Origin of the sequence: Campylobacter concisus (assembly GCF_002092845.1) — a bacterium.
Taxonomy (GTDB): Bacteria; Campylobacterota; Campylobacteria; order Campylobacterales; family Campylobacteraceae; genus Campylobacter_A; species Campylobacter_A concisus_AQ.
Window position 1 is genome coordinate 91063 of record NZ_LVXF01000038.1, and the last position, 22013, is coordinate 113075.

Here is a 22013-nt window from a genome sequence, read left to right on the forward strand (position 1 = left end):
GAAAATGCAAACTATACTTTTAATGATATTTCAAGTAGTCGTTATCGTTTTGGTAGCTCCTTTGTTTGATGGTATGGCAAGAAAACTAAGAGCTAGACTTCAATCAAAACAAGGTAGCGATTTCTTTCAAACGTATCGCGATATTATAAAACTCTTTAGAAGAGGAAGAACCGTGCCTGAGTGCTCACACTGGGTATTTAGATGGGCTCCATTTTTCCTTTTTGCAACTTCAGCTGCAGTATTAGCTGCTATACCTATAACATATAGCAAAGATACTGTTTTTGGAGCATATTCAGATATATTTGTGATCCTTTATCTTGGCGCATTGCTTAGATTTGTATTTGGTGCAGCTTCAATGGATAGCGGCAACCCATTTGCAGCAACAGGCGGCGGCAGGGAGCAAATGCTAGGCGTATATGTCGAGCCAGTTATGATCATGTGCCTAATCGTAGTAATGCTTGCAGCTAAAACATCAAATTTAATTGAGATCCAAGAGATGGTAAAAACTGGCGTTATAGGATATCAAATCCCAAGTTTTGCCGTAGCTTCTATCGCATTTTTATGGTGTATGTATGTTGAGACCGGTAGAAAACCATTTGACGTAGCTGAAGCTGAGCAAGAGCTTCAAGAGGGCTTACTTGGCGAGTATGCAGGTAGCGACCTTGGTTTAGTTCAAGCATCACTTATATTAAAACAGTTTGCTATGATCGGACTTTTCCTAACTATATTTGAGCCATGGAATTTTAGCAATCCTTTCTTAGCTATTATCGTTTTTGTGATAAAAACTGGAGTATTTTACGTAGCGGCTGTCTTTATAGACAACTTTGGACCACGCTTTAAAATGACTTCATCTTTACGCAAAAATGCACTTGGTGCACTTGCTATCTCGTTTGTTGCACTAACACTTTATGTAGTAGGAGTGTGAGATGCAAACACTTGATATTTTAGCCATTTGCATGATCGTAACTTCGCTTGCGGTTTTTGGTCTTAGAAGCTTAAAACTCTCAATCATCGCTTATGCGATTGAGACACTACTTTTAGTTAGCATATTTTTCTTGCTATCTGAGAAATTTAATGCCGAGCAGCTCAAAACTTGGGCGATCGTTGCATTTTTTACCAAAGTTTTGCTTGTGCCAGGAATTTTATTCTGGCTTATCAAAAAACTTGGCGTAGTTAGCGAAGATGAGCCAGTTGGTGGATTTTTTGTAAGCCCTGTTATTGCTATGGGATTTTCTCTAGCTCTTTCAATGAGTATCCACCCTATATTTTTAAAATTCTCTCTTATTAAAGAAGAGATCATGCTAATCGCAGCTGGAACGGTCTTTATGATGGGAATTTTTGGCTTCATGCTAAGAAACTCATTTATAAAACAAATTCTAGCTTACTGCTTGTTTGAAAACGGTATCCATCTAAGCCTTGCTCTAATGGCTTATAACTCACATGAGTTAGTCGAGCTTGGAATTTTAACAGATGCGATATTTGCCGTTATCATCATGAGCGTCTTAGCGATTAGATTTTATAAAGCTTATGATAGCTTAGATACTTCTAAAGCTTCAAATTTAAGGGGTTAGAGATGGATAGTTTAGCTTTAATACTTATCTTACCGCTCCTTGGTGCTTTGGTCTTGTTTTTGAGTCCTAAAAATTATGCGGTATTAAGCGGACTTCACGTTTTGTTTTCTGCTGTGACATCGGTGGCTTTACTTAACAATGTTCTTAAAGTCTTAAGTAGCGGAACTTTTTATAGTTTTGATAAATTTTTGTTTTTAGATAGCTTAGGCTGTGTTTTCTTGGTGCTTATAGCAGTAACTGGATTTATAGTAAATTTCTACTCTATCCACTACATGAGATGGGAGCTTGAAGATGGACACATCCACTTAAGCGATCTTAAAAAATATTATGCATTAAGCCATGTATTTATCTTTACAATGACTTTAAGCGTTATTTGCAACAACGTTGCGTTTATGTGGGCAGCTATCGAGGCAACAACTCTTGCTTCAGTATTTTTGGTCGCTATCCACAAAGATCAAAAATCAACAGAGAGTGGTTACAAATACATTGTTCTTTGCTCAATCGGTCTAGCATTTGCACTTTATGCGACTGTTCTTTTATATTCAGCCACATTTAGTACTCTAGGAGATGGCGAAGCTTCTATGCTATTTTCAAGCATAATGGCAAACGCTAAAAATTTAAACCCAGATGCAGCAAAACTTATCTTTGTATTTGCTCTAATTGGTTTTGGTACAAAAGCTGGTCTTGCTCCAACTCACACTTGGCTACCAGACGTTCACGCTGAAGGTCCAGCACCTATCTCAGCCTTGCTTTCAGGCGTACTTTTAAAATGTGCGATGCTAGCGCTTTTGAGATACTATGCTATCACAGCTCAAGCAGTTGGATTTAGCTTCGTTGAGGGCATAATGATCGTTTCAGGAACTATCACTCTTTTTGTAGCGGGATTTTTCCTAATCAGACAACACAACGTAAAAAGAATGTTTGCATACCACTCAATCGTTCACATGGGTGTTATCGCATTTGCACTTGGTGTTGGCGGTAAATTTGGTCTATTTGCAGCGATATTCCACTGCTTGGCTCACAGCTTTACAAAAGCTTTGGCATTTTGCTCAACAGGCAACATTGCAAGAATTTATGGTCACAAAGATATGAGTAAGATGGGCGGCATGGTTAAGATCGCACCGATCACCACTATAATGTTTGGCGCGGCTGTTTGCTCACTTGTCGGTGTTCCAGCATTTGCTATATTTGTTAGCGAGTATAACGTCTTCGTTGGAGCTATCACAAGTGGTCAATACATCGCAGTTGCGCTATTTGCTATTGCACTTGCAGTTATTTTCATAGCTGACTTTGCGCACTTTAACATGGCAAGCTTTGGCGAGCCAAAAGGTGTGGTTGTTCATAATAAAGAGATGAGTTTATTTGAAAATTTACCTCTTATAGCACTTTGTGCCCTTATCATAATCTTTGGCGTATGGCACGTAGATAGCTTTTATACGCTAGTAAATAACGGTGTTAATATAATGATGGGAGCTTTAAAATGAGAGGCGATAAATTTGTTGAAATCCTAAAAACAAAGGTAAAAATTTTAGAAGTAACTCGTCAAGCAGACGATCAGATCACAGTTTTGGTGGATAGAAACGATCTTCCACTAGCTGTTAAAACACTTTATTATGATATCGGTGGTTTTATAAGCACTATGATACCAAACGACGAGCGTCAGATAAATGGCTGCTATGCGCTTTACTATGCTATCTCAATGGAAGGTAGCAAGATGACTGAGGTGGACGACTTTGCAGCTGAAGATAAGTGCTTTATCACAGTTAAAACCCTTATCCCAGGAAGCGATCCGACATTTCCATCAGTTACTCCGCTTGTGCCAGCTTGTGTTTGGTATGAAAGAGAAGCTTATGATATGTTTGGTCTAGTAGCTGAGGGTCTGCCTGATAAAAGGCGTCTAGTTTTAAGCGATGACTGGCCAGATGGACTTCATCCACTTAGAAAAGATGCGATGGATTATCGCTACCGCCCTGATCCGGTTGATCATAGAGATGAGCCTGATTCTGAGTTTTTGTTCCCAACAGGTGATGCAGTAGTTGATGTGCCACTTGGACCGCTACATATCACATCTGATGAGCCAGGTCACTTTAGACTTTTCTGTGACGGCGACGAGATCATCGACGCTGACTACCGCCTCTTTTATCAACACCGCGGTATGGAAAAGCTAGCTGAAAACAGAATGAACTATGATCAAATGGGCTATCTTGCAGAGCGCGTTTGTGGAATTTGTGGTTATGCTCACGCTATCGCTTGTATTGAAGCAGCAGAAAAAGCTATCAAGCTTGAAATTCCACTAAGAGCTCAGGCTATACGCGTCATCTGTCTTGAGATCGAGCGTCTTCACAGCCACCTTTTAAATATCGGTCTAGCTTGTGAGGTCACTGGTAACTACAACGCTTTCATGCACATCTTTAGGGTTCGTGAGTACTCTATGGAGCTAGCTCAGCTAGTAACTGGCGGACGTAAAACATACGGTAACGTCGTTATGGGCGGCTTAAGACGTGATATGACAAACCAAGAGATCAAAAAAGGTATCGAGATCATAAATAAACTTGATGTTCAAATTTCAGAAATTTGGGACGCAGTTATGGAGGATAAACGCCAGATCGGACGCTGGAAAGGTGTAGGAATCCTAGATCGCCAAATAGCACGTGACTTTAGCCCAGTTGGTCCAAATATGAGAGGCTCTGGCTTTAAACGTGATAACCGCTACGATCATCCATATGATTTCTTCAAACAGATAGAATTTGAAGTAGCAGTTGAGCATGGTTGCGATGTTTTTGCTCGTGAGATGGTTAGATATAAAGAGCTAAAAAGCTCTATCCACATCATCCGCCAATGCTTTGAGCTAATGCCTCAAACTCCGATCATGATCGATCCTGTGACTATGATCAAACCTGAAAATTTTGCACTTGGTCATGATGAAGCACCACGTGGCGAAAATGTTCACTGGATCATGCAAGGCAGTGCTCAAAAAGTATATCGCTGGAGATGCAGAGCAGCAACATATAACAACTGGCCAAGCCTAAGATATCAATTCAGAGGAAACAACATAAGTGACGCTGCGCTTATCGTTTGCTCACTTGACCCTTGCTACTCATGCACTGAGCGTGTTACATTAGTCGATGTAAGGACTAAAAAGAGCAAAATTTTAACAGAGAAAGACCTTAAAAAATTCTGTCAAGATGGCGGGGTTAGTAAAAAGGATTTAAGATGATGAAGTTATTTGACATCACAGAAAAATATGGAAAAGCGACATACGCCTATCCATTTGAGCCATATATTGTTCCTGAAAATTTCCGTGGTCAGCCAAACTATACATACGATCTTTGCATAGGTTGTGCAGCTTGCGGTATCGCTTGTCCTAGTAACGCGATAGAGCTTAAGATGAACGAGGAGCAAACAAAGCTTGTTTGGGAATTTGACTGCGGACGCTGCATATTTTGCGGTCGCTGCGACGAGGTTTGCCCAACTGGAGCTGTAAGACTTAGCGATAGCTTTGAGCTTGCGGTTAAATTTGACAAGAGCGCTCTTATACAAAGAGGCGAGCTTGAGATGCAAACTTGCAAATGCTGCGGCAAGCCATTTACGCCAAAAAGGCTTATAAATTTCACACTTGAAAAGCTTGGCACAGCAAATTTACTCCCAGGCAGACTTGAAGAGGCAAAAGACTACCTTTACATCTGCCCAGAGTGCAAGAAAAATCAATCTGCTGAGAGGCTAACAAAAGGCATTGAGGAGGCTATAAAATGAGTCTATATCAAGTTCCAGAGGACATAAAAACAGCAAATGATCTAACTGCAAAGCTAGAGCATCTAAAAAATATCAAAAGAAGCTTTAGCGTTTATAGGATCGACTGCGGAAGCTGTAACGGCTGTGAGATAGAAATTTTTGCAGCTATTACGCCGATGTGGGATCCTGAGCGCTTTGGCTTTAAGCTTGTAGCAAACCCAAGACACGCTGATATTTTGCTTTGTACTGGTCCTGTAACAAGACAGATGTATTATCCACTTCTTCGTGCTTATGAAGCGACTCCAGATCCTAAGATCGTAGTTGCTCTTGGTGCGTGCGGAAGCAGTGGCGGAATTTTCCACGACGCTTATAGCGTTTGGGGCGGCATCGATAAGATAATCCCAGTCGATGTCTATATCCCAGGCTGTCCTCCACACCCAGCAAGCATTATTTACGGCCTTGGCATGGCTCTTGGTATCATAGATCAAAAGCTTCATAAAAAAAGCTATGAAGAAGATAATACATTGCCACCTTCAGTTGAGAAGTCGGTTATAGGCGATATCTTGTTCGAGCGTGACTTGCAAGCTGAAAGCAGAAGACTAATGAGCTATATCTTTGGTAGAATCCTTTTTGAAAAATATATGAATGCTATCAAATGCTCAAAAGATGTCCATGACCCAAGCATTTCAAGAGAGGCTGTGCTTACAGCTATCAAAAAAGAGGAAGATCCTAGATATGCTGAGTGCATGGGGCTTTTGCATAATGATGTCTATCTAAAATATGCAAAAGCTGATAAAAGCTTTGCGATAGACGTTGATAGCGAGGTTTGGAGTAAGAGATGATACAAGTTTATAAGCTTACAAAAAGGCATATGGACGATAATGACAAACTTCCACGCGAGCTAAAGGAGATAAAAATTTTCTCCACTTGCGTAGGACATGGCGTTGGCACGATTGATTTTAGCGAGAAAATTTTAGAGCTAAGCGATGAGGAATTTGACGAGATGATCAAAAACTCAGGCGAATACGTGAAATTTAAAATCGGAAATTTAAGCAAATATTTTGAAGTTGAAATTTTTGCCGAGCATATCGCTAAACTCTTGCCACAGCTTTGTGAGTGTAAGCTTAAAGAAATTTTGGCAAATTTAAAAGAGGGATATATCGTGCTTAGGAAGGACTTTTGATGAAAAAAGCCATCCTTTGCATCGGTAATCCTATGCGTGGCGATGATGATGTGGGCAATGAAGTAGGTCGCATCGTGGAGCACGAGCTAAAAGAATGGAAGGTCTTTTTTGGGCAAGATGTGCCTGAGAATGAATTTTCAGCTATTAGAGAATTTGCACCTGATATCTTGATAGTAGTTGATGCGATGAGCGGCTTTGATGAGGATAAGATAGAGTTTTTCGACCTAAGTGACGATAGAGATTACATCTACTCAACTCACAACCTCCCAACGCCAGTGCTTTTAAGCTATTTGCGAAAAATTTGCCCAAAGACGCTTTTTTTAGGCATTAGCGTATTGCTCGAAAATGTCTTAAATTTTGAAGAAGGACTAAGCGAGCAGGCTAAAAAAAGTGCCAGAAAAGCTTTTTTAAGAATTGTAGAGATTGATAAAAATTTAGTCGGTTAAATTTAGCAAATAGCTAAATTTAGTCTTTTTGGTTACTAAAGGCAAAATTTTGCTTTTAATCGCAAGCATTGATTTGACTTTAGTGATTTTACAAAGTGTTAAACTTTGGTCGCAAAGATGAGCCTGGCTCATGTGCGAGATTGAAAATAAAAAGGAGAATGTGATGTTAAATCCGGCAGAAACCGCTCAAGCGGTCTCAAGCTCTATGGAGCATAAGGCTCATATGCCGCTTACTAGTATTATCTTCCTTGCTATCATGGCTGGAGCTGCTATTGCTATGGGTGATATTTTTTGGGCTCACTCGACAGTTGGTATGGCTGAAAATCAGTCTATTGGTCTTTCAAATTTTATCGGCGGTATCACATTTAGCTGTGGCCTTATGATGGTTGTCTTTTATGGCGGACATCTTTTTACAAGCTCAGTTTTAAGTGGCGTTAGCGCATATGAAGGAAAGCTAAAACTAGGTAAGACTATCGGATACTGGGCTATCGTTTGGATATTTAACTTCGTTGGCGGCGCACTGATCGCTTATATGTACTACTATTCAGGCTTGCCACTAAAGTATGATGGCTACATCTTACAGCACTTTATACCAGCTGGTATTGGCAAGATTACAGCACCATTTCATGAGCTATTTATCCGCGGAATTTTTTGTAACGTCTTTGTTTGTATGTCTATTTGGACTGCGACAAGTGAGAGCAATCTATCTGGTAAATTCTTTGCTATTATGTGGATGATCGGCGCATTTGTAGCTTGCTCTATGGAGCACTGCGTGGCAAATATGTTCATCATCACTGAAGCCATCATCTCAAAAGCTCACTATATAGCAGCAAACGGCGGAGATATCGCTGCTGCAGCTGCAGCTTTAGGACATGGAATTACGGCTGAAAAACTAGAAGTTTTAAACTGGGGAAATTTCATCGGTAAAAACTTAGTTCCAGTTACACTTGGTAATATCTGTGGCGGACTTTTCTTTGTTGGTTTAGTTGGCTTTATGGCGAATAAATTTGATATGAAGAAAAAAGCTTAAAAATTTTTAGTCTTTGCTTCTTGGCAAAGACTAATCCTCTAAGACTACTCTTTGCTAGCTATTATAAAAATTTTTGATTTTTAGTTTGTGTAACTTTCAAGTTTTTCATAATCAATTATTAAAAACTCGTGTGGTGTGATCTTTCTTATGATGTCATCTTTTATAAGCTCATTAAAAGCAGTTGAAGCGCTTTGTCGTTTGAGCCCCACAAAGCTTGAAAGCACCTTTAGAGAAAATGGTAAAAATATGTAGTGATATCCATTTTGCTTTAGATCCTGCTCCTTTGCAAGCTCGATCAAAAAATTTGCAATCCTACCTTTTGCATCTTCAAAAAGTATGGATTTTATGATTTGGCGTTGCACGATCACTGCATTTAATACAGCTTTTAAAATCTCATCTGCGACATTTGAATTTGATAAAATTTCACCTATTTTGTTTAAATTTATAGCATAAATTTCAGCATCTTCAAGTATTTCAAAAGCGCAATTATCATCAAGCACGGCGATGTTGCTCGCTTCTAAATGATAAAGGATAAATTCCTCTCCATCTTCAAAAAATGAGAGCTTTGCACAGCCACTTTTTAAGATGATGATCTTGATCTCTTCTGTGTAGATTATGCTTGTTTTTGGTAGCTCTTTATACTCAAATTTATCAAGCTCATTTTGAGTTAGGATCTTTGTGATTTGTGTTTGCAAAAGACCTAGACGCGACTTTTTCATGATTCTCCCAAAAGTAGTTTTGGATTTTATCTTAGAAAGTATTTAATCAAGTTGAAATTTTTGCTTTTTAATTTTTAAATTTCAATAATTTTTAAAAGTAGTATTAATTTTCAAGGAAGGTTGCATAAAATGCAACCAAATTTTTAAAATCCATGAAGCTGTTTTAGCTTCTCATCGATTGGCTTTTTAAGTCCATCTTTCGTCACGCTTACGTAAGTTGCAATAGCGCTTGTGACATGTATAGTCTCTCTAAAGCCACCGTCATTTAGCCTAAGTGCAGTCACTTCTATTTGCGTTGTTATCGAAGTTTTGCCAACAGAGATGATTTTAGCGTAGCAGCTTAACACATCGCCAACAAAGACTGGTTGCTTGAAAATGATCTCTTTCATAGAAATTGTCACAACGCGTTCGGGAGAAATTTCTCTTGCAGCTTGTGCACCTGCAAGGTCTATCTGACTCATTATCCAGCCACCAAAAATATTTCCAGCCGAGTTTGTGTCCTTTGGCAACATAACTTGTTTGATACGTGGCTCACCAAAATCCTTTAAAATATCCATTTTTTGCCTTTTAGATGTTAAAATTTTTGGTTGATTGTAGCAAATTTTAAGGCTTTATGCTAAAATCTTGCAACTTCAGGGGATGAAAAAATGAACGATTTTAAAAGATTAAATGAACTCACAAAAGAGCAAAAAAACAAGTTAAATGCTATTTATAAAAATTTAGACGATGATATCATAAACGAGGCTGTTAAAATTTGTGGCCTTGCTGGCACACCAAGTCAGAAACTAGCCCTTGCAAGAAGGATAGTAGATCTTAAAGTTGATCCGCTTCAAAATGAGCTAAAAAAGCTAAATTTAGGCGAAGATGACCAAAAACGAGTGCTAAATTTAATGTATGGCTACGTTAGAAATTTATATGAAAATCTGCACGCCAAGCTTTTAGAAAAGGCCAAAGAAGAGAAAATTTTAGATCCATTTAACCAAGCCTTTGTGCAGGCGATGCATGAACTTGGGCTTAGTCTAAATGCGTGGCAAATTTCATGGCAGGATCGTATTATCGACACTACAAACAAAGAGTTTGAGGCTAAATTTAAAGATTTAAGCCAGGCAAATGAGTTTATCACTAAAAACGCTTTATTTCAGTGCGACGCTAGTGGCGCTAGGGCTGATAGAACGTATGGCGCGGTAGTAAAAGAAGGTGATAAATTTAGCTTTTTGCCTTATGCACTCGCTTTTAAAGATGAGGTGAGGGAGCTTAAAAAAGTCTTTACTAAAAATCTTGAAATTTTAAGAAATTTAGCCAAAAACGACGAGCAAAAATCTTACGTAAAATACCTTGAAAAACTACAAAACGCCTTTTGCGAAGAGGACAATGCAAAGGTGATAAATGCATGGCAAGAGGCCGAGATAGCGTGGATGGATGTAAAAGGCGCACTTCAGCCAGGCCATCCGCTAGAGTACTACGAGGACGCTTACACGCACGCAGTTGCACTTGAGTGGGATATCAGGCTTGTTGATAGCGAGGGTATTGATGAGCTTAAATTTAAAGAAAAAGTGGCAAAAACTTACGAAAGTGTTTGTGAAAAGATAAAATTTGATAACGCTGGGACAAATAGGGCAGTTAGCGAAAATATCGCTAGAACGCAGCTTTATATAAGCGTGCCGATGATTTATTATGGTGCGGAGCTAAACGGACTTTTTAGCGCTCAGGTCGTGCCAAATGATGAGAGTGTGAGTGCAAAATGTGGTAAGAAAATTTTTGCCTTTGTAAATCACGTCTACGAAAGTGCCAAGGCAAAGCCTTTTATGAAGCTTGGGGCTGAAATTTTTAGCAAGGAATTTTTGGATTTTGGTAGGGAAATTTTATTTCTAAAGCCAAAAATTTGGAAAAAAGTCTATGAAATTTCAACGATCGGCCATGAGTTTGGACACATCCTCTTTATCGGGCTTGATACTGAGATGAGCATGAATAAAAGTGGCGTCTTTAAATTTATAGAAGAGTATAAGGCGACGACTGGTGGATTAGTAAATTTCTTCTTGCACGAAGAGGCGGAGTATAAAATGGCTGTCTTTCACGAGCTAATCGCCCGTGCGGTTGGGCTTATTGCGTGGCGAAAGGTCGATGAGGTGAGGGCATACTACTGCGAGGGGCTCATACATCTTAGCTTGCTTTTTAGAGCTGGTGTGCTTAAATTTGATAGCAAACTAAGTGTGGATATGAGCGAGCAAGCTTACGCTAAATTTAAAGAAATTTGCTTAGAAAACTACTATGATCTAGCGCAAACATACGCTAAAAAAGTTGATGCGAGCACATTTTTAGAGAAATTTTGTCAAAAAGATGAGCAAAGCTATCTACCAAAAGATGAAGAGTGTAAGAAATTTGTTGAGTATTTTTACGCTAGATATGAAGCTATCGGCAACGACGTCGATGATAGCGGCGAGTGGCAAAGGTGGCAAAGCTTAGCCAAAAAGGCAGAGAAAGATATATAAAGACGGAACATGATAAGTAAAATAAGCAACGAAAATCAAGTATCTTTTTTATTTATGTTGATACTTTTTTGTGTATATGTTGTTAGTTATTTTATTGCTAGTGGTTTTTATGAAGACATAATTACTGCTTTATTTGATTTTATGATCACATTATTTATCTTTTTAAAGCTAAAAGAGACAAAAAATTTAAAAACATATTGGATATATATATTACTAGGCCTTACTTGCTGGGTAGCATCAGATACTATGTGGATGCTATATGATAAGGTTGATTTTCTTAAACAATTTCTTTCTAAAGTCAATTTTATACAAATCTCATACGTAGTTTCATATTTTATGTTTGCATTTTCTGCTTTTTACATTTTGATCAAAAATTTGAAAAATTTATTTTTAATGCAAGTATTTGTGGACTCAGTTTCTATTTCCGCAATATATTTTAGCTTTATGTGGTTTATGATTTTTGATAGAAATTTAACTCAAGTATTAAGTCAAAAAGATTTTTTTAATCTAAGCTATATCGCCATAGATTTATTTATGTTTTGTACTTCATTTACTGCGTTTTTTTCACTTAAATTTTCAAAAAGAAGACTATCTATACTTTTATGCTTGATAGCGCTTATTGCAATAAGCACTTATGATATTTTTACCACTACAATGGACTTTTGGATAGATGAAATATCCTTTTCTGGATACGACATTGTATTTAAGAGTTCATTTTTTATGTTGTTTGTTGCTGCGCTTCATTTAAGAGAGGGTGAGGCAAATCTAAAATTTAGGGCACTTAGAAACGATTTTGATAAAATTTTAATACAAAAGCTATTTGTTTTTGCCGCATTTTTGACGATCATGATCTTGTACTCTTGGAAGATAAATTTGACATGGTTATTTTCTATTTTAGTTACTTTGCTTGCATACGGGGCATTATCTTATACATTTTCTAATGTTAGAAAGATGGATATTTTAATTAAACGTGAAATACACATCAAAAAAGTATTAAATAATCAGATAGAAAGTAAAGTAAAAGAGCTTGAAGAGACAAATAGGCACCTACAAAGGATCAGTAAATATGATTATCTAACGAATGCTCTAAATCGCCAGTATTTTATCGCAAGGCTTGAAGAGATGATAAAGTCAAAGGCACTTGGCGAAAAGATAGATATTTATAGTATTGACATAAACCATTTTAAAGCGATAAATGACTCATATGGGCATTATATAGGCGATGATGTAATAGCAAAGTTTGCTTCAAATATTGAGTCAATATTACCACTAAACGATTCCTTATTTGCAAGGTCTGGTGGAGATGACTTCATTGTTGTTATCAAGCAAAACGAAAATGTGCATTGCAGAGAATTTTTGCACTATCTACTAAAAGCTATTTCAGAGCCAATCGTTATAGATGATTATAAAATTGTACTTGATGCGAAAATAGGGATTAGCTCGACACAAACTAGTGAAATTTTAGCTGATGATTTTATCATGCAATCAGAAGCAGCACTAGAAGCAGCAAAGAAAGATGCATCTGAAAAGTACGTTTTTTATAGTGATATAAAAAGCATGATTCAGGATAGAAACTACATAGAAATATTGCTAAATAGCATAAGCTTTGATGAAGAATTTGAACTAAAATTTCAGCCTCAGTATCTAATAGAAGGTAAAAAAATAGTAGGAGCAGAGGCTCTTGTTAGGTGGAACTCTCCTATAAAAGGTCCGGTAGATCAATCAAAATTTATCCCAATAGCCGAACAAAGCTCTATTATCAATGCGATAGGAAAATGGGTGGCAAAAAATGCTATAAAACAAATGGCCTTTTGGAATGAAAAATATAATACAAACCTAAAAATAGGTATAAATATCTCACCAAAACAGATTGATAATATAAATTTTGCATCTAAATTTTTAAGTTATATAGATAGATACGGCATCGATCCATCTTGTGTAGATGTCGAGATCACTGAGGCCAGTCTTGTCAATGCTGAAGAGATGATGCAAAGTGCGTTATCTGAGCTTTCAAATAGAGGAATTTGCATATCCATAGACGATTTTGGTACCGGTTTTTCATCGATGAGTTACATCAAAAAATATCCTATGAGTCGCCTAAAGATCGCTAAAGAGCTGATAGATAATATTGCTAAAAATGATATAGATAAAGACGTAGTAAAAAGCGTTATAGCTTTGGCTAAAAATGTGGAGCTAAAGACTATTGCTGAAGGCGTCGAAGATGAAACCCAGCTTGAAATTTTAAGAGAGCTTGGATGCGATGAGGTGCAAGGGTATCTTTGGGGCAAGCCAATGAGTGCAGAGGATTTTGAAAAGCTTATAATAAGTGCTATTTAAGCACGCTTTTTGCGCTAAAATTTTCAAATTTCAAAATATCTTTATAGCAAAGTTTGGCCAGCTCATTTATCATTTTTGAGCTAACTTCATCTTTTGGGATTATTAGATGAATTTTTTCTTCTAAAAAAATGATAAAGATATTTTTTAGCTCATAAATTTCACTAACTTCATTTAGGTCAAATTTTTCATTTTCTTTGGGTTCGCCTTCATAGTAAGCCAGAAATTTCTCATTTACTTCAAAATTCATTTGCTTTTGAACGTCTGAAATTTCAATTCTCTTTAATGCAGCTATGCGACTTCTTTTTAAAAAAATAGGATAAAAAATGATCCAAAATATAGCAAAAACAGCCCCAATAACAGTAAAAATTTTACTTTTTAATAGCATATCAGCAACAAAACCAGCTATGATGGCTTCAGTAAATATCATAAATGTGTTTATAAAATACTGCTTTCTTGCTGCCTTTGAGAAAAATAAGATAAAAGATTTATAATCTATTAAATTTTGTCCATTTATGACGATATTGCACTTCATAAGATACCTTTGTGAATTTTAAAATTTTTGGGAAATTATAACCAAAAGCAAAGTCAATTTTTGTATAATTTGGACTATTTCTTAGGAGAGGGACACTATTTTTTTAATATCAAAATCATCTATAACTGGCATGCGAAAATGGATCTTAGTTGCAGTTGTAGCTCTATTCGTATTTGCACTATTAGCATCTTTGCTAGACTATAATCTAATTGGAAAAATATCTATTTTGCTTAGTTTCTTTATAATAACTTTTGGCATTTATACTTCAATGGATAAAGTAAAAACCAAAATAACGCATTGGCTTGCAATATGTTTTGGTGTTTTTTTATGGTCTATTTGCGATGCATTAATGGTGTTAAATCAAGATGTACTATTGCGGGCTCATAGTTCTTATGCGTATCTTGATGTGTTTTTTATGTTGCCGATGATATCTATTTTGGCTGGCATTAGTATATTTTTGTATTCTAAATTTGCAGCCAGTCAAGAAAAACTAGCCATTATTATGGATAGCATAAGTGTCTTTTTTTTAATAGCAATGTTAATATATGGTATTTTTGACGAAATAGATATTTCATCGATGATAAATAATAGGTCAAATATCGTTTTTCTCTCTATTGTAGCCATAAATTTTCTTATACTTTTTATTACTTTAAGTGAAATTTTTACAAGCAGTTTGCTTCATATAAAAATTAGCGGCTTTTACCTTATATCAGCTAGTATTTTATTTGCGATGCTAAATTTATTTATTTTCTATAGTCAGATCTCAAATGTAAATTTTGGCCATAAAATAGATTTATTGTATATCGTTCCTTTCTTTTTTTTGATGATAGGAGCTTTTCATTTAAAAGCTAAAAACGAATATGTTACAAATACCGATAAAGATATCTCAATAGGATCAAAATGGCTACCAATAATAATAGTTCTACCTTTGCTATTACAAGAAGATCTAACATCTTTTAGCGCACTTATCTCACTATTTATCTTGGTTGTAAATGCTATTGTTAATTACTACGTTAAAAGCTCTATCGCAAGTAGAAAAATATTAGATTATGAGAGAAATCTTCATAGAGAGATGGAAAAGTCGATGCATGAGCGAACCAATGAACTTATGCTCGCAAATTTAAGACTTCAAGATATATCCGAGAAAGACTATCTGACAGATCTTGGTAATAGAAATTTTATAGTAAATGAGCTTGAAAGAATGTGCAAAAGCATCTCCGAAGATGAGGAAAACGCAGTTTATTATATAAATTTAAGCCGTTTTAAAAGCATAAATACATCTTACGGGCATGAAATAGGCGATAGAATTTTAAAGCTAGTTGCAAAAAGGATACTTGAAGTTTGCAATAGACAAGAAGCCATAGCAAGGATTAGTGCGGACGAATTTATCGTACTAGCAAAAATGGAGATAAATAGTCATACAAAACGCTTAAATCTTGGAATTGCCTTAAAAGATGCTATTGAAAAACCAATTCAAATAGATAGATATCACTTTGGACTTAAGTGCATAATAGGCATAGACGTAGCAACAAAAAATAGCTCGTCAAATCCAAGAAATATTATAAAAAATGCAGATATGGCAATGTATTACGCCAAGAAAAATCCAGCTTTAAATCCTATGGTTTATAGTGATAAAATTAGCAATGAAATGCACCTAAGCTCAAGTATTGAGATCGCACTTAAAAAAGCTAATTTACAAGAAGACCTTCATGTATATTTTCAACCAATATTTGATCTAAAAATCGAAAAAATGATCTATGCGGAGGTTTTTTTATATTGGAAGTCAGAAAAATTTGGCTTGATGGAAGCAAGCAAATTTATGAAAGAGGTCAATGTAAATAGTGATATTTTAAACGATATTTGCTCGCTTTTGGTTTCAAAGACTATAGAGTATATAGATATATGGCAAAAAGAAAAACTCTTGATACCAAAAATAAGCATAAATGTTGCGCAGATTCAAAGTAAATCAGAAAAATTTGTTTTAGATTTTGTTTCTAGCTTACGTTCGCATCATATAAATCCAGAGCTTTTTGAAATAGAATTTGGCGAAGAAATATGGACAAACAATACTAAGACGCTTGATAAAATTTTTTCTATTCTTAAAGAAAATAATATAAATGTTTGCATAGATAATTTTGGCTCCGGATATACTTCATTTATTTATATTAGAAAATACGGTGTTAAGCGTATAAAAATAGCGAGTGAATTTGTTGCTCAAGCATCAAATAGCAAAATAGATGCACAAATCGTATCTGCAATTATCGATTTAGCAAAGGCAATGAAGATAAAAGTTGGCGCAAAAGGCATAGAAAAAGAAGAAGACATTCGTTTCTTAAAAGAGCTTGATTGTAATGAGGTGCAAGGACTTTTCTTATCTCGTCCTATGAGTGCAGAAGAATTTGAAGACCTTGTAAGACAAGATCCTCAAATGATAGCTAAAGCTTAAATTTCAGCCTTTATCTCTTCGTTTGATTTTACAACCATGCCTGAGCCATGGATTACGCTTGGAACACAACTGGTGCAGATATCAACTTCTTCGCCATTTTTATGAGCGTGGATAAAAACTGCATTTGTATCATCACTGCTTTTTAGTCCGCAAACATTGCAAACCACTAGATCTTTTTCTCTCATTTTTTCTCCTTTGAAATTTTTGCCTATTTTAGCTCCTAAATTTTATACATAAAATGATTTAAGTCAAGCTTGTCTCGTGGCATTTAATAATTTTTTGTTATAATCCTTTAAAATTTTAAAAGGCCTAAAATGAATGAAAGAACGATTATTTTAGAGATGTTAAAGATGCAGCAAAGCCTAAATGATGAGACAAATGGACTTGGCTGGGAAAATGGTTATACTAATAAAAATAAATTAATTAGCTGGAGACGCTGCATATATATGGAGTGCGCTGAGCTGATTGATAGCTTTGCATGGAAACACTGGAAGAGCATCGATGCTAAGACTGATGAGCAAAATTTACGCATAGAAGTTGTTGATATCTGGCACTTTATAATGAGTCTGGCTTTGCAAATTTATAAATCAAAACAGCTTGGGGATATAGAAACTTTAGCTGATGATATTTGTCAATCAAGCGGATTTAGTGAGTTTTGCAAAGAGCCACTAAAGATCGAAGACGAGAGCATTTATGAGATAATGAATGATGTTGAGATGCTTATACATGAGTGCAGCGGGTTTGACTACGATATATTTGATATTTTAAAAATTTACTTCTCTATGTCTTTAAAATGTGGCGTAAATTTATACTCACTTTATGAGTGCTACATCGCTAAAAACGTGCTAAATCGCTTCCGTCAAAATAATGGCTACAAAGAAGGTAGCTATAAGAAAAATTGGAACGGACGCGAAGATAATGAAGTGATGAGTGAAATTTTGTCAAATGGCGTTAGTAAGATAGGTGAAATTTACGCAGCACTTGAGCATGAATATAAAAAGGTGAAATGATAAACCTTCTTCGCCTTGGGTTTAAAGATTTTTTTACAGCCAAATTTATAGTGCTATCCATCTTGCCGCTTTGCCTTAGTATTTTTAGTCTTGCGTGGCTTACGATCTGGGGTGGCGGTGAGATATTTGATTTTTTAAGTGATAGTGCCAAAAATGAAAATTTTACCTTTTTAGAGACAAACTCGGCGCTTTCTTTTATCGCTATTAAAATTTTAAGCTTTAGCGCCACAAAATGGATAGTTAGTATACTTTTTTATATTCTGAGCACCTTTTTAACGATCATTGTTAGCATCGTGATTGCTCTAATCGTAGCTGGCTTTTTAACACCAGTTGTGGCTAAAGAGATAAACAAAAGGCACTACAACTACGTGCTTAAAAGCGAGGCTAGCACGGCTAGAGTGCTAAAGGTGATGATGATTGAGATTATGAAATTTCTTGGGATATTGCTCGTTTGCCTACCGCTTTTATTTGTACCAGTATTAAATTTTTTCATCATAAATGTGCCGTTTTTTTATATCTATTACAAACTTTTACTGATAGACGTTGGCTCAAACACTCTTGATAGTGATAAATTTGAGCTAGCACTGCTTGAAGGTGGCGGGATAAAATTTATAGCTTTTACGCTTTTGTTTTATCTCATCTCGCTTGTGCCGCTTGTGGGACTATTTTTTCAGCTTTATTTCGTGATAGTCTTGTCGCACCTCTTTTTTGAGAAAGAAGCACTTATAAAAATTTAGAGCCAAAAGGCCCTAAATTTACGCATAGTAAGATACTTTTTTGCTCTCGTCAAGTAAGGTATCAAATAGTCTTTTTGTCGCACTTAGTAGATTTTTGTTCGCATTATTTTTAGCTAAAAGTTCGTCAAACATCTTTAGCATATTGTCATTTATGAAATTTTTGTGATTTAGATCTTTTGCGTCAGGCAGCATCTGCTTGATCTTGTTTGAAAGATCACTTATGCTTTGGCTACTACCAGCGATCTTGTCGCCCTCTTTGACGTTTTTCATAAATTCATCAACTTGTGGGCGAATTTGCTTCATCGCCTCTTCGATCTCTTTCATATCTTGCTCGTCTATGCCGTTTCCTTTATATAAAAACTCATAGCCGTATTCGTGCGTGAGAGTAAGACTTCTTTGGCTAGAAGTGCCATTTTTCTGGCTGGAAAATTCCAAACTTTTGTTGTCATACATCGAAAAGCTTATCTCATCGCCTGAGCTAGTTTTCATCGAAAAGCTCATGTTGTTGTAGCTTCCTTGAGAGTAAAAATTTGTTTGCATTTTTAAATCCTTTTGAGGCTAAATCGGCAAAATTTTAATTTCATAAAGCAAAATTTTGTAAAATGCGTCAAAAAAGGACGGGCGATGTGTTGTTTTGGGACTAGGATCTTTTTGCTTATGCTTATCACTGTTTTAAGCTTTGGCTTTGCTAGGCTCTACCCAGTTTTACCAGTCGTTGGCTATTATTTGATACTTGCAAATTTGCTTGCTATTTTGATGTTTTCACTATTTTTTAAAGGGCTTTTGCCAAGCTTTGTAAAGGTTAATGCGATCCACTATTTTTCGCTAATCGGCGGCTTTTTAGGGGCATTTTTAACGATGCTTGTTTTTAAAAAGGTCGCAAAAGATAAATTTACTCTAATAGAGCTTATTATTTTTACGCTTTGGGTGCTAATAATCGCCATAGTCATCTTTAAATTTCAAGCCATTCTTGACATTTTTAGGGGAATTTAGATGGATGAGAGGATAGTAAAATTTTTAAAAAAGATGCATCTTGCAAGTGTTTGCACCATTGATGATGAGGGGCAGCCTTATGCTTTTAGCGCATTTTACGCCTTTGATGAGCTAAATTTTAGCCTTTTGTTAGCTAGCTCTGATGAGAGCTCACATGTTAAATTTTTAAAAAACTCAAAGCTTGTTGCTGGTACGGTCGCTCTTGATACAAAGATTGTTGGCAAGATAGAGGGCGTACAGTTTCAAGGAGTGATGAGAGAAGCTAAAGAAAACGAAATAGAAATTTATTTCAAAAGGTTTTTTTATTCAAAGGCAATGAATCCAAAAATTTGGTCTATAAGCCTTGAAAAACTAAAATTTACGAGTAATGTCCTTGGTTTTGGCAAAAAGATAAGGTGGGAAAGAAACGATAAAATTTAGACGTTAAGCTTATATAAGCTACAATCATTGAAAAATTAGAAAAATAAGGAGAATTTATGAAATTTAGCGGAAAAAACGTGCTAATAACAGGTGCAAGTAGAGGTATCGGCGCACAGATCGCAAAGACGCTTGCAAATATGGGCTTAAAAGTGTGGATAAATTACCGCTCAAAGCCTGAGATAGCAGACGCTTTGCAGGCTGAGATCGAGCAAAATGGTGGCAAGGCTGCAGTGATAAAATTTGACGCAACTGACGAAGATGAGTTTATAAAAGGTATAAATTTGATAGTCGATAGCGACGGCGAGCTAAGCTACCTTGTAAATAACGCTGGCATCACAAACGATAAGCTAGCGCTTCGCATGAAAACTAGCGAATTTACAGATGTGATAAATGCAAATTTAACTTCAGCTTTCATAGGATGTAGAGAGGCTTTGAAAGTGATGAGCAAAAAGCGCTTTGGAGCGGTCGTAAATGTCGCATCTATCGTTGGTGAGATGGGAAATGCAGGACAGGTTAATTATTCAGCTAGCAAAGGTGGACTAATCGCCATGAGCAAGAGCTTTGCAAAAGAGGGTGCAAGCAGAAATATCCGCTTTAATAGTGTAACTCCTGGTTTTATTGAGACTGATATGACGCATGGACTAAGTGATGAGGTGAAAAAAACTTATAGCGATAACATCCCGTTAAAACGTTTCGGCAGTGCTAGTGAAGTAGCTGAGTCAGTGGCGTTTTTACTAAGTGATCACGCAAGCTACGTAACTGGCGAGACGCTTAAAATAAATGGCGGACTTTACATGTAGGTAAATTTCAGACAAGTTTTGAAATTTAAAATAAATAAAAGCGTAAATATTATAAGATAACAGACATTTTTTATAAGGAGACCTTAAAATGGCAGTATTTGAAGACGTAAGAGACGTAGTTGTAGAGCAACTAAGTGTAGATCCACAAGCAGTAAAACTAGAGTCTAAAATCATCGAAGATTTAGGCGCTGATTCACTTGACGTTGTAGAGCTAGTTATGGCTTTAGAAGAGAAATTTGAAGTAGAAATTCCTGATAGCGAAGCAGAGAAATTAATAAGCATTCAAGACGTTGTAAATTATATAGAAAAACTAGGTAAATAATTTAAATTTGCACAGTTTGATTTAAGGAGATGTATTGAAACGAGTCGTTGTAACTGGTATAGGCATGATAAACGCACTTGGTCTTGATAAAGAGAGCTCTTTTAAGGCTATTTGTGAGGGTAAAACAGGTGTGAAAGAGATCACAAGTTTTGATGTAAGTGACTTTCCTGTTAAAATTGCTGCAGAGATAACTGATTTTGATCCAAATAGTATTTTGGACGGCAAAGAGGTGAAAAAAGTAGATCGTTTCATACAGCTTGGCATAAAAGCATCTAATGAAGCTATGGCTGATGCAAATTTTAAAGAGTTTGATGCTCATAAATTTGGCGTTAGTTCGGCAGCTGGCATAGGTGGTTTGCCAAATATTGAAAAAAATTCAATCACATACTTTGAAAAAGGCGTAAAGAGAATTTCACCATTTTTCATTCCATCTGCACTTGTAAATATGCTAGGTGGCATAGTTTCTATAAATCACGGACTTAAGGGTCCAAATTTGTCTAGCGTAACAGCATGTGCAGCAAGCACTCATGCGATATCGCAAGCTGCAAAATGCATTATGATCGGTCAAGCAACAAATATGTTAGTTATCGGTGCTGAGTCTACTATTTGTGGTGTAGGCATAGGTGGCTTTGCAGCAATGAAAGCTCTCTCAACTAGAAATGATGAACCAAGTAAGGCATCAAGGCCATTTGACGCAAATCGTGATGGTTTTGTAATGGGTGAAGGAGCCGGTGCACTTGTGCTTGAAGAGTATGAGTCGGCTATTGCAAGAGGTGCTAAAATTTATGCTGAAGTGGTTGGATTTGGTGAGAGTGGAGATGCTCATCATATCACGTCACCAACACTTGAAGGTCCATTAAGTGCGATGAAACAAGCACTTGATATGGCAAAAGGTGTAAAGATAGATTATGTAAATGCGCACGGTACTTCAACACCTGTAAATGATAAGAATGAGACTGCGGCACTAAAAGCGGTTTTTGGTGATAAATGTCCACCAGTTAGCTCAACAAAAGGTCAAACTGGACACTGTCTAGGTGGTGCTGGTGCTATCGAGGCAGTTATATCTATAATGGCAATGAGAGACGGCATTATCCCTCCAACAATAAACTACGAAACTCCTGATCCAGAGTGCGATCTAGACTACGTTCCAAATAAAGCTAGAAAAGCTGATATAAAAGCTGTTATGAGTAACTCATTTGGCTTTGGCGGCACGAATGGTGTCGTGATATTTAAAAAGTTGGATTAA

General features: G+C 36.4%; 24 protein-coding genes. 19 read left to right on the plus strand and 5 right to left on the minus strand.

Annotated elements, in window-relative coordinates:
- The first annotated feature begins 4 nt into the window (after positions 1–4).
- The 9 genes from A3854_RS07285 to A3854_RS07325 all read left to right on the plus strand — a co-directional run bounded on the left by A3854_RS07285 (position 5) and on the right by A3854_RS07325 (position 7962).
- Positions 5–925 (plus strand): respiratory chain complex I subunit 1 family protein, encoded by a 921-nt coding sequence (locus A3854_RS07285; protein ID WP_084041928.1) that lies wholly within the window; start codon positions 5–7, stop codon positions 923–925.
- Position 926: 1 nt separating this feature from the next.
- The gene (gene hyfE / locus A3854_RS07290) at positions 927–1571 is read left to right on the plus strand and encodes a hydrogenase 4 membrane subunit (protein WP_072594544.1); all 645 of its coding nucleotides are present in this window, start codon (positions 927–929) and stop codon (positions 1569–1571) included.
- A 2-nt stretch (positions 1572–1573) separates the two neighbouring features.
- Entirely contained in the window at positions 1574–3055 is a 1482-nt protein-coding gene (locus A3854_RS07295; RefSeq protein WP_084041929.1) for a hydrogenase 4 subunit F, read from the plus strand.
- Positions 3052–4788, plus strand: a complete 1737-nt coding sequence (locus A3854_RS07300) for a hydrogenase large subunit (RefSeq protein ID WP_084041930.1) — start codon at positions 3052–3054, stop codon at positions 4786–4788. Before A3854_RS07295 ends, A3854_RS07300 begins: the two co-directional genes overlap by 4 nt.
- Entirely contained in the window at positions 4785–5324 is a 540-nt protein-coding gene (locus A3854_RS07305) for a formate hydrogenlyase complex iron-sulfur subunit (protein WP_054197155.1), read from the plus strand. The genes A3854_RS07300 and A3854_RS07305 overlap by 4 nt, the downstream gene beginning before the upstream one ends.
- A complete protein-coding gene (locus A3854_RS07310) occupies positions 5321–6145 on the plus strand; it encodes an NADH-quinone oxidoreductase subunit B family protein (RefSeq protein ID WP_021091627.1) in 825 nt (274 codons plus the stop codon). Before A3854_RS07305 ends, A3854_RS07310 begins: the two co-directional genes overlap by 4 nt.
- Complete coding sequence (locus A3854_RS07315; RefSeq protein WP_021091884.1) at positions 6142–6486, plus strand: formate hydrogenlyase maturation HycH family protein; 345 nt, start codon at positions 6142–6144, stop codon at positions 6484–6486. The genes A3854_RS07310 and A3854_RS07315 overlap by 4 nt, the downstream gene beginning before the upstream one ends.
- Positions 6486–6932: a hydrogenase 3 maturation endopeptidase HyCI gene (locus A3854_RS07320; RefSeq protein ID WP_072594541.1), complete on the plus strand. Its 447-nt coding sequence runs from the start codon at positions 6486–6488 to the stop codon at positions 6930–6932. The genes A3854_RS07315 and A3854_RS07320 overlap by 1 nt, the downstream gene beginning before the upstream one ends.
- 163 nt (positions 6933–7095) lie before the next feature.
- Positions 7096–7962: a formate/nitrite transporter family protein gene (locus A3854_RS07325; protein WP_072594540.1), complete on the plus strand. Its 867-nt coding sequence runs from the start codon at positions 7096–7098 to the stop codon at positions 7960–7962.
- 80 nt (positions 7963–8042) lie between these two features.
- Here the strand turns inward: A3854_RS07325 and A3854_RS07330 are convergent, their stop codons facing one another.
- On the minus strand, positions 8043–8681 hold the full coding sequence (locus A3854_RS07330) for a Crp/Fnr family transcriptional regulator (RefSeq protein WP_084041931.1): 639 nt from the start codon (positions 8679–8681) through the stop codon (positions 8043–8045).
- 143 nt (positions 8682–8824) lie between these two features.
- Positions 8825–9238 (minus strand): acyl-CoA thioesterase, encoded by a 414-nt coding sequence (locus A3854_RS07335; RefSeq protein ID WP_084041932.1) that lies wholly within the window; start codon positions 9236–9238, stop codon positions 8825–8827.
- Between the two features lie 90 nt (positions 9239–9328).
- On the opposite strand from A3854_RS07335, the gene ciaB reads away from it, so the two are divergent.
- Positions 9329–11170 (plus strand): invasion protein CiaB, encoded by a 1842-nt coding sequence (gene ciaB, locus A3854_RS07340; RefSeq protein WP_084041933.1) that lies wholly within the window; start codon positions 9329–9331, stop codon positions 11168–11170.
- A gap of 534 nt (positions 11171–11704) precedes the next feature.
- A complete protein-coding gene (locus A3854_RS07345; RefSeq protein ID WP_257639891.1) occupies positions 11705–13507 on the plus strand; it encodes a putative bifunctional diguanylate cyclase/phosphodiesterase in 1803 nt (600 codons plus the stop codon).
- Here the strand turns inward: A3854_RS07345 and A3854_RS07350 are convergent.
- On the minus strand, positions 13500–14039 hold the full coding sequence (locus tag A3854_RS07350; protein WP_084041935.1) for a hypothetical protein: 540 nt from the start codon (positions 14037–14039) through the stop codon (positions 13500–13502). The two genes, A3854_RS07345 and A3854_RS07350, sit on opposite strands and share 8 nt — an antisense overlap.
- A gap of 373 nt (positions 14040–14412) precedes the next feature.
- Here A3854_RS07350 and A3854_RS07355 point away from each other — a divergent pair, with 373 nt between their 5' ends.
- Positions 14413–16485, plus strand: a complete 2073-nt coding sequence (locus A3854_RS07355) for a bifunctional diguanylate cyclase/phosphodiesterase (protein ID WP_257639892.1) — start codon at positions 14413–14415, stop codon at positions 16483–16485.
- On the opposite strand, the gene A3854_RS07360 is transcribed toward A3854_RS07355, so the two are convergent.
- Positions 16482–16670 (minus strand): hypothetical protein, encoded by a 189-nt coding sequence (locus A3854_RS07360; protein WP_021091806.1) that lies wholly within the window; start codon positions 16668–16670, stop codon positions 16482–16484. The two genes, A3854_RS07355 and A3854_RS07360, sit on opposite strands and share 4 nt — an antisense overlap.
- Positions 16671–16799: 129 nt before the next feature.
- On the opposite strand from A3854_RS07360, the gene dut reads away from it, so the two are divergent.
- Entirely contained in the window at positions 16800–17495 is a 696-nt protein-coding gene (gene dut, locus A3854_RS07365) for a dUTPase (RefSeq protein ID WP_084041937.1), read from the plus strand.
- Positions 17492–18232 carry an EI24 domain-containing protein gene (locus A3854_RS07370; RefSeq protein ID WP_084041938.1) on the plus strand — a complete coding sequence of 247 codons (741 nt, stop codon included), beginning with the start codon at positions 17492–17494 and terminating at the stop codon, positions 18230–18232. The genes dut and A3854_RS07370 overlap by 4 nt, the downstream gene beginning before the upstream one ends.
- An 18-nt stretch (positions 18233–18250) precedes the next feature.
- Here the strand turns inward: A3854_RS07370 and A3854_RS07375 are convergent, their stop codons facing one another.
- On the minus strand, positions 18251–18772 hold the full coding sequence (locus A3854_RS07375; protein ID WP_072594531.1) for an ATP/GTP-binding protein: 522 nt from the start codon (positions 18770–18772) through the stop codon (positions 18251–18253).
- Positions 18773–18856: 84 nt separating this feature from the next.
- Between A3854_RS07375 and A3854_RS07380 the strand changes: the two genes are divergently transcribed.
- From A3854_RS07380 to A3854_RS07400, 5 genes are all read left to right on the plus strand, one after another.
- Entirely contained in the window at positions 18857–19225 is a 369-nt protein-coding gene (locus A3854_RS07380; RefSeq protein WP_257639893.1) for an L-arabinose ABC transporter, read from the plus strand.
- On the plus strand, positions 19226–19645 hold the full coding sequence (locus tag A3854_RS07385) for a pyridoxamine 5'-phosphate oxidase family protein (protein ID WP_084041939.1): 420 nt from the start codon (positions 19226–19228) through the stop codon (positions 19643–19645). It begins immediately after the preceding gene.
- Between the two features lie 56 nt (positions 19646–19701).
- Positions 19702–20445: a 3-oxoacyl-ACP reductase FabG gene (fabG, locus tag A3854_RS07390; protein WP_084041940.1), complete on the plus strand. Its 744-nt coding sequence runs from the start codon at positions 19702–19704 to the stop codon at positions 20443–20445.
- Between the two features lie 88 nt (positions 20446–20533).
- Positions 20534–20767 carry an acyl carrier protein gene (gene acpP, locus A3854_RS07395; protein WP_021091725.1) on the plus strand — a complete coding sequence of 78 codons (234 nt, stop codon included), beginning with the start codon at positions 20534–20536 and terminating at the stop codon, positions 20765–20767.
- A gap of 34 nt (positions 20768–20801) precedes the next feature.
- Entirely contained in the window at positions 20802–22013 is a 1212-nt protein-coding gene (locus A3854_RS07400; RefSeq protein WP_084041941.1) for a beta-ketoacyl-ACP synthase II, read from the plus strand.